Annotated in this window: 10 protein-coding genes; 1 reads left to right on the plus strand and 9 read right to left on the minus strand. The window is 71.1% G+C overall.

Features of this window, described 5'->3' with window-relative positions; translation table 11 throughout:
• Positions 1-184: 184 nt before the first annotated feature.
• Positions 185-769, minus strand: coding sequence for an OmpA family protein (locus tag CMC5_RS34640; RefSeq protein ID WP_050436310.1), 585 nt, complete (start codon positions 767-769; stop codon positions 185-187).
• A gap of 444 nt (positions 770-1213) precedes the next feature.
• Between CMC5_RS34640 and aroQ the strand changes: the two genes are divergently transcribed.
• Positions 1214-1684: a type II 3-dehydroquinate dehydratase gene (gene aroQ / locus CMC5_RS34645; RefSeq protein ID WP_050434404.1), complete on the plus strand. Its 471-nt coding sequence runs from the start codon at positions 1214-1216 to the stop codon at positions 1682-1684.
• Between the two features lie 654 nt (positions 1685-2338).
• On the opposite strand, the gene CMC5_RS34650 is transcribed toward aroQ, so the two are convergent.
• From CMC5_RS34650 to CMC5_RS34685, 8 genes are all read right to left on the minus strand, one after another.
• Positions 2339-4507, minus strand: a complete 2169-nt coding sequence (locus tag CMC5_RS34650) for an RAMP superfamily CRISPR-associated protein (RefSeq protein ID WP_156339082.1) — start codon at positions 4505-4507, stop codon at positions 2339-2341.
• Entirely contained in the window at positions 4507-5529 is a 1023-nt protein-coding gene (gene csm4 / locus CMC5_RS34655; RefSeq protein ID WP_050434406.1) for a type III-A CRISPR-associated RAMP protein Csm4, read from the minus strand. The genes CMC5_RS34650 and csm4 overlap by 1 nt, the downstream gene beginning before the upstream one ends.
• Entirely contained in the window at positions 5526-6476 is a 951-nt protein-coding gene (gene csm3 / locus CMC5_RS34660; protein ID WP_050434407.1) for a type III-A CRISPR-associated RAMP protein Csm3, read from the minus strand. The genes csm4 and csm3 overlap by 4 nt, the downstream gene beginning before the upstream one ends.
• Complete coding sequence (gene csm2 / locus CMC5_RS34665; protein WP_050434408.1) at positions 6473-7309, minus strand: type III-A CRISPR-associated protein Csm2; 837 nt, start codon at positions 7307-7309, stop codon at positions 6473-6475. The genes csm3 and csm2 overlap by 4 nt, the downstream gene beginning before the upstream one ends.
• Before the next feature lie 266 nt (positions 7310-7575).
• Entirely contained in the window at positions 7576-9375 is a 1800-nt protein-coding gene (locus CMC5_RS46705; RefSeq protein ID WP_050434409.1) for a hypothetical protein, read from the minus strand.
• Positions 9372-10277 (minus strand): CRISPR system precrRNA processing endoribonuclease RAMP protein Cas6, encoded by a 906-nt coding sequence (gene cas6 / locus CMC5_RS34675; RefSeq protein ID WP_169796748.1) that lies wholly within the window; start codon positions 10275-10277, stop codon positions 9372-9374. Before cas6 ends, CMC5_RS46705 begins: the two co-directional genes overlap by 4 nt.
• A gap of 845 nt (positions 10278-11122) precedes the next feature.
• Positions 11123-11887 (minus strand): hypothetical protein, encoded by a 765-nt coding sequence (locus CMC5_RS34680; RefSeq protein ID WP_050434411.1) that lies wholly within the window; start codon positions 11885-11887, stop codon positions 11123-11125.
• An 806-nt stretch (positions 11888-12693) separates the two neighbouring features.
• Positions 12694-13191: an SMI1/KNR4 family protein gene (locus tag CMC5_RS34685; RefSeq protein ID WP_050434412.1), complete on the minus strand. Its 498-nt coding sequence runs from the start codon at positions 13189-13191 to the stop codon at positions 12694-12696.
• Between the last annotated feature and the right edge of the window lie 17 nt (positions 13192-13208).

The raw sequence follows: 13208 nt of genomic DNA on the forward strand, positions 1-13208 counted from the left end.
TCTCCCACCGCGGCCTCGCCGCAATGGAGGGTAGGCCCTCACTCTATCCTGCCTGCCCGCGCCGTGTCCTCAGCTCCGCACGGCCGCTGCACGCGACCGCGATGTCGTCCCTCTTCCCTGGAGGGAGCGTCGCGGTCACGGGCTGCGTCCGCAAGGTCCGGCTCTCTTCATCGAAGAGGCGCGACTACGGCCGATACGCCGGTCCCGAGACGCCCGCCGGGGCATGGGTCGCACGCAGGCGAATGTCGACGCGCCGGTCGAAGCCGTACGAGTAAAGCGGGTCATTCCCCCCCTTGGCCTCATCCGCGCCACTCGACACGGTCAGGAAGCGCTCCTCGGGGATGCCCTGCGCCATGAGAATCTGCTTCACGCGCTCGGCACGCCGGAGGCCGAGCTGCTGGTTATAGTCCCGTGCACCGCGGGGATCCGCACGACCGATGAGCTGGATCTGCGCCCCTTCCAGCGAGGGGCGGCGCAAACAGTCGGCGAGGGCGACGATCTGCTTCTGCTCCTGAGGCAGGGGTTCCGACGAATCGAAGGCAAAGTGGGCCTGCGAGAACTCGCATTGCTCGGCGACATCCTGACCGAGTGTCATGCGAATGTAGCGATCCTCTCCAGGCATGGGCTGGGGCCACTTGACGGTGTACTGAGCATTCGGCCCGGGTTTGGCCATGCGAGGCTCAGCGGCACCTTGCTGGGGAGCAGCACCGCAGGCGGTGATGAGAAGGGTTGCTGCACCAAGGAGCGCGAATTTGCTCGAGAACTTCATGTTTTCCTCCTTCCCCACAGCACCTTCCACGTGGCGGGGGGACACAATTTTTCTGGTCCTGCACCTGGCGTGCCGTGTCGACTGTGTAGGCACTGCGGCGTGCCCGGGGGGCGGGATGGCGTGGAGGCGAGGCGGGTTGGAGGGAGTCGAGGAAGGGGTGGACGGAGAGGGCGGCGGGAGGAATGACGGAGAGGCGGGGGGAGGAAGCTCGGACGGCTGAGATTCAACGGGCGCGTCGACGCAGTACCGAGGGGAGCTGGGAAGGGCTCGTGCAGGGTCTCGAAGCAGGTCGGCTCTGTGCCCTGCACGTCCCGAGACGCTGGCGGATGGGATGCGCTTTGCGGCTCGCGATCTCGCTGCTAGCAATCCCTCTTCGAGGATGCCGAGGAGGGAAGCGCATGAGCTGGGGTCTGCAGAGCGGTCGGACAGAGGACGAGGGATACCGTGAGCGCTGAGCCTCGACCTTCACCGGTGGTGTTCGTCCTCAATGGGCCGAACTTGAACCTTCTCGGGAAGAGGCAGCAGGAGATCTACGGCAGCGAGACGCTCGCCGACATCGAGCGCCTCTGTCATGACACCGCGTCGCGCCTCGGGCTGCGCGTCGACTTTCGGCAGAGCAACGCGGAGCATGTCTTGATCGACTGGATTCATGCGGCCCGTGAAGAGGCGGCAGGGATCGTCATCAACCCCGCGGCGTACACGCACACGTCCGTGGCCATCATGGATGCGCTCGCGGCATACTCTCGGCCCATCCTCGAAGTGCACATCTCCAACATTCACAAACGTGAGCCCTTCCGGCAGCACAGCTATGTGTCGGCCGTGGCGTCGGCAGTCATCTCTGGCTGTGGGAGCCAGGGGTATGCGCTCGCGCTCACCCGCATTGCCCATCTCATCGAGGCCCCCGCAGGCCGATGACGATTTTCGAGATGAGGTAAGTGGTGAGCGAGGGTTTCGATCCCCCACACGGCTTCCTCACTCTTCCAGGCACATGAGACCATCTCAGCATGCAACCGCTGGCCGCGGCGTGTGGGTCACCGCAGACCGACTCAGCCTGGACGTCTGGCGTCCCTGCACCAGGGATCGACGAAAACCGTGCATGACGCGCGCGTCATATGAAGCGGCGGTTTAACTCGCCGCCGCATCATGAGGGAGTGCCTCCCATCGCGCCTCGGGAATGCGCGTCGCGAAGATTTCATGCGGCAGGATGAGCGCGAGGGTCCTGGACGATCGCCCCTCGTGCTTCGTCTCGTGAAGCACGTACGCTGTGCCCATCGGTCTCCGCCATGATTCTCATGCGCGCGCCATCTACGTTGCTTCAACAGGCTGTGGTCCGCGGACGCCCGAGCGCGATGCCGAGGATGACGACGCGACGAGCTGCGTCCACTCAGCGCTGGTTGACGACGTCATCGCTACGATCCGTGACGCTTCGACTCCGATTGAAGACGTGGAGGATGCAGAACCAACGGGCGCCCGAAGCGACTGGGTGACGCAAGCAACGGACGCCCGCTCCAGGGCGGGCTGGGGTTGCCTGAGGAGTGTGCTGGAAGCGGTCGCGGGGTCAGCGAACGGTCAGCGCTTGCGGCCCTTGCTGGCAGCAGCGGCGGCTTGTTCTTCGGCGAACTTGGGCCAGACGAAGGTCCAGTCCTGGCCGAGGATCGAGGCGTTCTTCACGACCAGCTCGACGCTCTGACCGGCGGCGATGTCCGCGGGCTCTCCGGCTGGCTCGATGGCGCCGATGGCGCCGGACTCGACCTGTGCGCGCCACTTGCCCTTCTTCGACTTCTCTTCGAGGAGGGTGGCTTTCACGCGGTCACCGGCACGGGCTGCGGGAGCCGCAGCGGGGGTGGGGAACTTCCGCGGCGGGCCGGAGCGGTCGTCGCGACGATCGCCAGGGCGCTGACCGCGAGGTCCGCCGGAACCACTGGGACCGCCAAAGCCTCCAGGACCACGCGCGCCGCCAGGGCCTCCGGCACCGCGAGGCCCCCCCGAGCTTCCGAAGCCGCCAGGGCCGCCAGGACCACGGGGTGCTGGCCGATCACGAGGCGGTCCACCTTCGCGCGGCGGTCCACCTTCCCGCGGCGGTCCGCCTTCCCGCGGCGGTCCGCCTTCGCGGGGGCGGCGATCCGGCGGAGGGCCGGAACGGTCTCGCGCAGGAGCCCCTTCGCGCTGGCCTCCCTCGCGAGGAGCGCCTTCGCGCGGACCACCTTCGGAGGGCGCGCCTTCACGCGGTGGCCTGGGCTCGCGCGGAGGTCTCTGACCCCAGGGCGGCCTCGTCGTGCCTCCACCTTCTGCGCGCGCTTCTCCTGCCTCGCCGAGCTCGGCTGCGGCAGCTTCGGCGCGGGTGGCTTCCGAGGTCCCCTCGGGTTCGGCAGAAGCGTGCTCGGCTTCTGCACCGGGTTCACGCGCCCCGCGTTCGAGGGCGTGACGGCCCTCGCGGCGATGACGCGATCGCTCTGGCAGACGATGGGCTTCGAGGGCCTCGCCAGTCAGCACGCCCTCCGGCACCTCGCCTTCGGTGAGCGGGGTGATGGCGTCGGCGTCTTCCCACGCGCGCACGCTGATCCAGCCCAGCGGGGTCGTGGCGTCCACGAGGCGGCGCGACTTGGGGAACACCGGGAATCCACGCCGACCCAGCGCGTATGTCGGCCTCGCGGCGGCGAGCACTGGCGGGTCTTCCGCGCCGGCGTCGGTCGTCCGCAGGCTCTCGTCGAGGCGCTCCAGGAGTCCGCCGGTCGCGCCGCGCCAGCCCATGCCCCAGCCCACCGGAAGCACCGCCTCCGAGGTCGTGCCGCGCGCTCGCTCCAGCAGGGTGCCCACGGCCTCGGCCGCAGGGGGATGGACGTGGCTCGCGGACCAGAGGCCCGACTCGGGCTCGAGCACGCGCAGACCATGCGCGCGCGCGGCAGGCAGAAGGCCTTCGAGCAGCAGCTCACGGTTGCCGGAGAAGTCCGGAGGCACCGGGCGTCGAGGCGCCGGCAAGCCGGTGGGCCGAAGCCTCGCGGCATCCACACGCAACGGCACGCGCAGCACCGTCCCGGGCCGCACCGCCTCCACCACCGTCTCTGCGACGCCTTCCTGGTCGGGCGCCTCCGCGTTCGCACGGCCCCGCTGCTTCCAGCCCCAGCGCCCTTCCTCGGCCATGCTGGCGACCTTCACCGCCACCAGCTCCATCGCCGCCGGGGGCACCAGCACGTCGGGCACGTAGAGGTGCCGCAGCAGATCGTCCACGGCCTCGCCCGTGCGCACGCGCAGCGCCTTCCGCTCCACCGACAGCCCTGGAGCGTCATCGCGGAGCTCCGCGGCGGCCCGCAGCGCGTCGCGCGCGGGCGGGGCTTGCTCCACCAGGACACCCAGGAGCGCCGTCCGGATGGCCCCCTTCAGCGTCGATCCCGGCACGTAGGGTCGCCCGAAGCCATCCCGCGCGAAGGGCCGGAAGCGCGCCACCCCGGCCGGCCCTTGCAGCTCACCGCGCACCGCGTAGCGCTGCACCGAGCGGAGCGGGATCTCCCCGATCACCGCCGCGAACCCTGCCGAGGCCAGCGTGTCCCATGCCTCGCGCGGCAGCGCCGCGCACAGCCGATCCAGGTCGAGGACGAATGTCACCCCGTCGACCGACGCGGCGTGGATGCCCTTGATCAGCACCCCCTCGCCCGAGCCCACGTGCAATGGCGTGAGCACCTCCAGGTGCCACACGATCTCCACCATCCCGCCGCGCTCCTCCGCCGCCTGCGCGTGCATCAGGCCCTCCTCGCGAGCGGCCACGCCAGCGTGCGACCGTCGCGGTAGATCCGGTGCTCCGTGAAGCCCTCTGGCGTCACGTCGCGCGTCTGCCCCACCAGCACGCCTCGATCCGGCAACACCGCGCCGGGCGCCAGCAAGCGCAAACTCTTCCGCTGCACGCCGAGCCCGCCCAGCGCCCCGTGCGCGCGACCGTCCCGCCGCACCACGCTGTAACGCGCCTCTGGCTCCTCCAGCGCGCTCTCCAGCCAGCGGTCTGGCGACGCGTACCCGAGCAGCACCCGCAACCGCCCCGCCTCTTCGCCCTCCTCGACCGTCAGCGCGCCCTCGTGCACCACCTCGAAGCGCCCCAGCCCTCGCGCCCGGTCCGCCCCGATCCCGCAGTCTGCCAGGTAGTGCAGCAGCACCCGCACGAACTGCATCCGGTCCTCGCGCTCCGTGCGCACCGCCACCCAGGCCCCAGCCTGCGCCCCGGCGCCGAGCCCCAGCTCGCCCAGGTGGAACGGCGCGGCCACCCCGCTCACCCGATCCACCGTCGACCGACCTCGCTCGATCACCCGACGCCACTGCACCTGCTGCAGCTCGTCCCCGGCCTCGCGCGGCGTCGCCGCCAGCGTCCCGCAGCGTGATCGCGGCGGCGTCGCCAGCGGATCGTTCAACAGATCGACCGACACGTACCCCACATCGGCCCAGCTCCGCTCGTCGCGGCGCCCCCCGCTGGGCTTCGTGCCCCTGGGATCACCGAACCGCCGATCCACGGGCCGCGGCACGAAGCGCACCGGACGCCCCCCGAGCCCGACCCACGGAAGCAGCGACGACACCACCCAGGGCGGCTCGCGCGCCAGCTCGTCCATCTCCCTGGGCGGTATCCGCTCGCCACCCAGCTCGGCCGCCGCCACCACGAGCGCGGCCGAGAGGGAGTCCGACGGCAGATCCGGCGCAGCGGCGGCCTCACCGGCTCCGCCGGCGGACACGCGCACCGGCGCGAGGAAGCGGAGGTAGAAGGCGCGGTAGAAGCTCAACGCGAAGCCTCGATCGCCGGGAGTGACGCGAGGATCTCCTGCAGCTCGCGCTCCCCCCGCTGGTTGATGTCCTTGACCCGCGCCGACAGCTCCTCTGCGAGCCCCTCCAGCGCGTGCTCCGGCCGCCCTTGCAGGTAGTCGTCGCGCGTCCGGTGCGTCACCCCGTCCAGCCGGATCTTCACCCGACCGTACCCACGCGACCCGTGCCCACCGATCGCGTCGTCCTGGATCAGATCGAGCCCGGTCAAAAGCCAGCGCAGATCCTCGTCGCGCCCCCACCCGTTCTCCTCGCTCCGGCTCGCGCGCTGCACCTCCAGAAGCCACGCCGCCGGCAGCGCTTGCCCCGGCACCTGCGCCGTCGGCTCTGCCGCCGCGCCCGTCGCCTCGGCCACGTGCACCTCGCTGACCACCGCCACCTGACGCTCCGGCAGCGCCCGCACGTCGAGCACCAGCTCGAAGCGCAGCTCTGCCCCTGCCGGCAACCGCTCCACCGTGCGCGCCGTCGCTGCGGCCGTCACCCGGTCGATCATCGCCTCGGCCTTCGTCTCCGTCATCGGCAGCACCCCGCGCAGCCGACCCAGCCGCTTGCGGCTCTCCGCCGTCAGGAGCGCGTCGCGCACCATCACCCGCGACGGCATCCCGGCCCCGTCCTTCGACGCCATCCCGAAGAGCTGCACCAGCGGATGCACCGGATCGTCGGCCGGACCGAACCCGATCCCGTCCCCGGCCGGCGGCCCTGCAATCCCTTGCAGCCGCTCCAGCAGGCAGCGCATCCGCCCCCGCAGCGACGACCCCGGGATGTACGGCTCATCCAGCAGCGCGTGACGCACCACCAGGTTCTCGAGCGCTGCCGCGTCGAGCCCCTGCTCGCTCCCTCCGACCCGCAGGCCAGTGAGCGTCGTGATCGTCCCCCGCAGAAAGACCTTCTCCAGCATGCCCCACGTCATGACGACGACTCCTCGGACGACGACTTCGCCTGGTCCAATGCGGGGGCATCGCCCCCTGCGTTCTCCCTGGTCGCTCCCTCGTCACCCGCCGCCCCACCCGGAGCGACCGGCGCCGCGGACGAAGCCGCAGACCCCGACGACGAACCTTCCCCACCGACGAATGCCCCGGCCTCCGACGCTCCCGCAGTCTCCTGCGAAGCCTCGGCGCTCACGGCCTCCGCGCTCTGCCCAGCATCGGCACCAGCCCCAGCAGCCGCCTTGTCACGCGACCGCCGATCCCGACGCCTGCCTTCCCGCCGCTCCCCCTCCGGGCGCTCACCGCCCTCGGCCCCTTCGCGACGCTCACCGCGCTCGCCACGCTCACCGCGCTCGCCACGCTCGCCGCCTTCACGACGCTCGCCGCGCTCACCGCGTTCGGCACGCTCGCCGCGCTCGCCGCGCTCCCCCTTCGCCTGGCCTTCCTTCGGCTCTCGCGGCGGACGCGGTGCCCCCTGCCCCCGACGCCCTTCCGTCGCGTAGCAGAGCACCGCCTCCACGAAGTCCAGCAGGAACCGCGCCCGCACCTCGGGCTGCTCCTCGACGATCCGCGTCGCCTCCACCAGCGCCTCGCGGAGCGGCTCCAGCCCCTCCGCGCGCCCTGCGGCGTGAGCGAGCCGCGGCCGGAGCATCGCCAGCTCCCGCCCTCGCTCGTCCCCGGTCAACGACAGCACCCGCCGCACCGCACCGAAGACTGCCCGGAGCTGCGCCCGCGCCGCCTCGCTGCCGAGCCGCTCCCCGAACCGCCGCGCCTCTTGATCGAGCCGCCGGTAGTTCCCTTCGAACACCTCGCGCACCCAGCCGTGCGGCCCCTCGGCCGCGCGACCGCCGACCTCGCCTTGCGGACGCGGCCCACGGCCCGGCCCCTCGCCGAACGGCCGAGGACCCCGCGGCCCTCCATGCCCTCCGTGAGGCCCATGCCCTCCGTGAGGCCCATGCCCTCCGTGAGGCCCACCCTGCCCGCCGTGCTGCGGCCGGGGCCCGCCACCTTTACCGAACGCAGGCCGGGATTCTCCCTGCGCGGGCCCCCTCCTGCCTTCTTGCTCCCTGTCCTTGCCGCCGTTCATCCACGCTCCTCCCGGCGCGCCCGCGCCCGCTCCGCAGCGATCTCCGCCACCAGCCCCAGCCACGCCGCTGCGTCCTGCTCCGTCTTGCGCGGCGCCCCCGGCGCCCCGTCATCCACATTGTCCAGCGCGAGCCGCGCCAGCCGTTTCACGATCGTCGTCACCTCGCCGCCCCCCTTCACCGCCGCGCTGCGCTGCCCGAGCTGGAACGCCCAGAGCCAGCGCCGCTTGCTGGCTTCTGCAGCCGTCCGCGCCGCCCCGGCCTCGAGGGCCTGCTCCGACTTGCGCCACAGCGCATGCAGCCCGAACAGCCGCCGCAGCAGCCCCTTCGGCGCCTGCCCTGTCGCGATCGCATCGCCCAGCGCACGCCCCAGCGGCACCGCGCCCCGCAGATCGTCCCAGCCCACCGCGATCCCACGGCACGACAGTGCCGCCTTCCGGCGCTCCCCGTGCCGCGTGTGACGCGCCCCCTTGGCCCGCCGGAGCTCCATCTCCGCCAGCTCCACGAGCGTCGCCAGCGGCGCACCGGGTGCGCCCACGGCGACCCCTGCCGACAGATCGACCTGCCGCGCCGCCCGATCACCACCGAGCGCGCGCACCACCTCCACCAGGTAGGGCACCATCGTGTCGCGCACCGCGACCACCACGCCCAGGATCTCCGGCCAGGGTGCCAGGAGCAGCAGATCGCCCCCGGGCAGCGTGATCAGCGAAGCATCCGTTCGGCCGATGTCGAGCCCAGCCACGCTCGCCTCGCCCGGGCTCGCTTCACCCCCGACGACCCCCTGGCTTCCAGCGCCGCCCGCGCTACCAGCCCCACCGGCGTCCCCTGCGGCGCTCCCGGCGTCACCTGCGACGCTCCCGGCACCGCCCTCACCAGCAGCGCTTCCAGCGCCACCCGCGACGGCCGCACCGCCAGCACCCCCTTCGCTCACCGCGCTCTCAGCACCACCCGCGCCGACCGGCGCCTCGCTTTCCGGGCCTGCGTCGCGCTGCGCCAGCACATCACGCACCTTCGCCCGGGCCACCTGGATGGCCGCCAGCAGCGCGAACCTGTCGCGCAGCCCGGTCAGCCCGTCCTTGCCCTCCGCGACCGCGCGGAGCGCACGCCCCATCGCGTCGAGGTCGAGCCGCGCCACCGCGAGCGGCGCCCCTGACCGTTGCCGATCCACCGCGGCCCGCGCGTCGGCCGCGCGCACCTCCGCCGTGTCCGCCTCCGGCCGCAGAAACTGCTCCAGCCCTTGCTGCGCGAACGCCAGCTCCGGCTGCTCCAGCAGCTCGCGCATGCCCTCGGGCGAAGGCGCCTCTGGCGTCCAGAACCCGGCCGCCACGCCCTCGGCGCGCCGCAGCCGGGCTTGCCCGAGATCCCGCTCCAGCAGCGCATCCAGCGCCGCCACCGCCGAGCCGTCACCGCTCTCGGTCAGCGCGCCCTCGGGCAAATCGCGCCACGCCACGTCGACCGCCACGGAGTCACCCGTCGCGTCGAGCACCGCGCGCCCATCGCGCCGCAGCGACTCCACCACGGCCTCGCGCGCCGCCTTCGGCACCGCGAGCACGATGCGCCCGTCCGTCGCGTGCAGCACGTGCGCAGGACCGAGCCCGGCCGCCGTGCGCGCACGCCTCGCCAGCGCGGGCGACAGCGACCACGCCAGCACCTTCGCGCCCTCGGGGAACGGCGGCGGACTCGCCGACAGCTCGGCCGCCACCAGCACCCCGCCGCCTTCGAGTGCGCCTCGGAGCTGCTCCACGTGCGCCGCGGCCTGAGCCCGCAGCACCTCCACCGGAAACTCTCCCACCGTCATGCCGCCTCCAGCTCGATGCGGCCGAACCCGAAGGTGGTGCCCGCGCCCACGCTGAGCAGCTCACCAGCAACGAGCCACGGCAACGCTGCCTTCAGCCCCTCGCCGCCGAGCCGCATGTCACCGACCACCCCGTGCAGTTCCATCCGAGCCCCCTGAGAGGCGCTGAATCGCTTCACCCGCCGGACCTCGATGTTCTCCTCCATCACCTTCAGACCCGCAGCATCCTCGATCACCCGCGGTACCCGCGGCGCCTCTTCGGACGCCAGATCCAACCACCGCCGCTCCAGCGCGACCCGCCGTCGCACCGCCCCGCCGAGCAGCCGCTCCGCCCAGCTCGGCCTCGGCCGTTCCGGGTCTTCCCACGCCTTCCCCTTCAGCCGGATCGACACCGGCGACCGCAGCGACACCCGCAGCGACTTGCCCGCATCGACCGCCGCTTCGAGCGCAGAGACCCGCGCGTCGACCAGCGACCCGAACCCATCCCGCTGCTCGTCGTGCGCCTCCACCAGCGCCACCGCGCCGCGCCCGCGCCCGAGCCCCGAGCGCCCCAGCCCGCGCACCGCCTCGTCCACATACGGCAGCGAAGCGACTGCAGGACCGAACGCCACCATCGAAAAACCAACCGACTCCCCGGGCGCGATCTTCCGGCGATCCTCCAGGTCCCGCAGCCAGAGCGGCGGAGGCGCATGCTCCCCCGACCCACTCGGCCGGTCCGCCGGCGTGAACCCATCGTGCAACATCGCGTACGCGCACGCCGCGCGCACGGGGCACCCATCGCACACCGGCTGCCTTGTCGCACACACCAGCCGACGCAACGCCCGCCCCACCGCCCCCCGCACCGTCGACCCACTGAACGGCGGAAGATGCACCTCATCGATCGCGCGCAACACGTAGCGGCGCACAGCGAGCGGAACCTGGGGAGCAGCGTGACGTTCGGACATCAGAGCGACGCGGAAGGCCACCGTACCAACTGCCGTCGAGGTTCTCCAGCCCCTTCCGTGATGCGCGCAGTTCTTGCGAACACCGCGCACCACGCCCGCGACGCCCCCGCCAGAAAACCTCCATTCCCCCTGCGATCCGGGCGCAACGAGCGCAACGCCAGGCGCACCACGAGGCGGCACGTGGGGTCGAGCACGCAGATGCGAGCGCGTGGACGCAGGCGCGTGGAGGATGACGACGCCGAGGCAGCTCGATGGCGCGTGGAGGTGCGTGGGAGCTCGGAGAAGAATGAGGAGGAGGCGCCGTGCCCATGAACGAGGCGCGTGCCCATGAGAGATGAGGAGGCGCGTGCCCGGGGAGTCGTTCACGCGAGGCCCGCCCACCATCCCAGGCGTACACGTACGGTCAATCTCCTAGGGAAACCCCTTCAGGCGCAGCATCGAAACGGCCGGCGAACGAAGGAGGGGTTTCAGCGATCGCGTGACGGCCAGGGTCGAGGGAGCGCATCGCGAGCCGAGATGCGGCGTTTCACCGACAGGGCTGGGTGATGGTGCCCGCCGACCTGGGGGAGGATGGCCTGGGAAGCTGCGGATGGGCGGGAGGTCGATGACGAGCCGCAGCCTTGCTGAGTGCGCTCCTCCGGAAGCGTCCCCCGTGAGGCGTGACGACGGCGGAGCGTGTGCAGAGCGGCGGCAAGGCGTTCGGCCGCACGGAGATGTCGCCCCCTGGAGAAGAAGGCCGCGCAAGCCGAGCCGGATCCGTGACGGCACAGGGTCCTGGACTCACGGCAGCCTGCGCGGCCTCGACGTCACGTCGCGGAAGCCACCTCGGTCACGCCCCGCGTCGCCCTGGCGAGACGCCCACGCGCGGACTTCCCGTCCGACGCCGCCGCCCCCTCGGAGGACGCGGCAGCCACCACCTGACGCGCAGACGCCTCCTCGGACAGGGACGCCGCCTCGGTCTGCGGCGCCTCACACCCGGCGCCCTGCTCCCGCCCAGGCGTCGTCTCCGGCGACGGCGCCACCGGCTTCGACCCGACCTTCTTCGCGCGGCTCGTCCCCGCCTTCAGGAAGTACCGCTCCGCCAGCGCCGGGCGCGCCTTGTAGTGGTCTCGCAGCCGACCATACGCGCTGTCGAGCTGCTGCCGGACGGCCCGGCGCCCCTCCAGCTCCTCGGCGAACGTGCGCGCCGCCTCGCCATCCGCGGTGACGCGCGCCGCGAGCGCCGCTTTGAACGCCGCCTCCGCCGCGTCGATCGCCGTGAGCGCCGCCGCGATGCCCGGATGCGCCACCGCGAAGGGCTGAGCGCGCACCCTGAGCGGCGTGAGCGCATTGAGCTGTGCATTGCCGTCTCGCTTGATGTCGGCGCCATACCCGCTCGGGAAGATGGTGCGCTGCACGGTCAAGCTGGGGTTCTGCCGGTCCACGGCCGCGGCCGCGGCGTCGAGGTCGCGAACGCAGTTTTCGAGGACATCCTCGGCACCGTAGACCTCGGCGAGCGCGTCGACCGCGAGGTCGCTCGCGTCCTCTCGGTCGCGTTCGAGGGCCTTGAGCTGATTGAAAAGCGGAACCATTTCATTGCGAAGGGTGCTGTGAATCGCTCCCCCTCGTCGACACCTCGCCATATGAAAGCGGGCATGACGACGGTGCGTGGAATTGCCATCGATATCGCGCAAACGGCGCATATGGGTCTCCTCCTGAAGTGCAGCGAACCCGCCGCACGGGGTGATGCGCAGGAAGGTAGAGCGCGAAAAATTGTACGCAAGGTGTCGAGGTCGATTTCACCGTGGAGTAGCAAGATTTCGACGCAACGGGATGGTCAATGGCGACATTGCAGCCAAAAAGCCGAGCAATTCCGTGGAGAAGCCTCGAACACAGGTCAGATGATGTGGGTGAGAGGAAGAGAAATGCGCGGGTTGGTGGTGCGCAACGAAGTGCGCGGGGACGGAATGAGGTGAGATCCGCGCTGACGGCGTTGCACCATGTGGGAACGGCGCGGGAAGCGGCGCGGGCGACGTTGAGAGATGTTGCAACGGCGCGGGAAGCGGCGCGGGCGACGTTGAGAGATGTTGCAACGGCGCGCCAAAGGGTTCCGGCGACGTTGAACAATGTCGCAATGTCGCCAGAAGAGGCGCGAGCGACGTTGAGAGAGGTTGCAACGGCGCGCCAAAGGGTTCCGGCGACGTTGAACAATGTCGAAACGGCGCGCCAAAGGGTTCGCGCGCGGTTGAACAATGTCGAAACGCGTTTTTCCGGGAGCGCGCGCTCTTGCTCCCGTTCGGGACCCCGCAGAGGGACGAAGGTGCCGCTCTCTCACCCACTGCGGCTCGACGCATGACGGAGGTGGCATGGCTGACGCCCTCCGCCACCTCGCATGACGTCAACCGCCCTCTTCAGCAATCCTGTCTCGGATCTCTTCGAGCTGGTCCGAGAGAAACGCCCAGTAGCCTTCCACCAGGAACTCCGACCTCTCGATGCAATCGCCGCCCGCCGTTGCACGCAGATGACCGAGGTCACCATCCCAGACGAAGCCCTCTGCGGCGTTGCTGAAATCGCCCTCATCGTGGACCACCATGAAGCGCGCGGGATAGTAGGCGCCGCCTCCTTCCCCGCCACGGAAGGCGTCGAACTCCTTGACGTAGAGCGCCTTGATGTCTGCCTTCTCGGGCAAGCCGTAGAAGAACCAGGTCCGCCTCGCTTCGATCGAGACGCCGCCAATCTCACGCAAGAACTCCTTGTATTCCTCCGGGAGGTCGAAGCCGAGATGGGCTTCTGCTGCGACGATCTCCGCATCGGTGCTGGGCTCGTCGAGCTTCACCCGGGCGCCAAGCGCCTCGATCTCCGCAAGGATCGCCTTCACTTCATCGGCAACAGGCATGGCTACTCCGAGGTTCC

The sequence above is a fragment of the Chondromyces crocatus genome (genome assembly GCF_001189295.1).
Taxonomy (GTDB): domain Bacteria; phylum Myxococcota_A; class Polyangia; order Polyangiales; family Polyangiaceae; genus Chondromyces; species Chondromyces crocatus.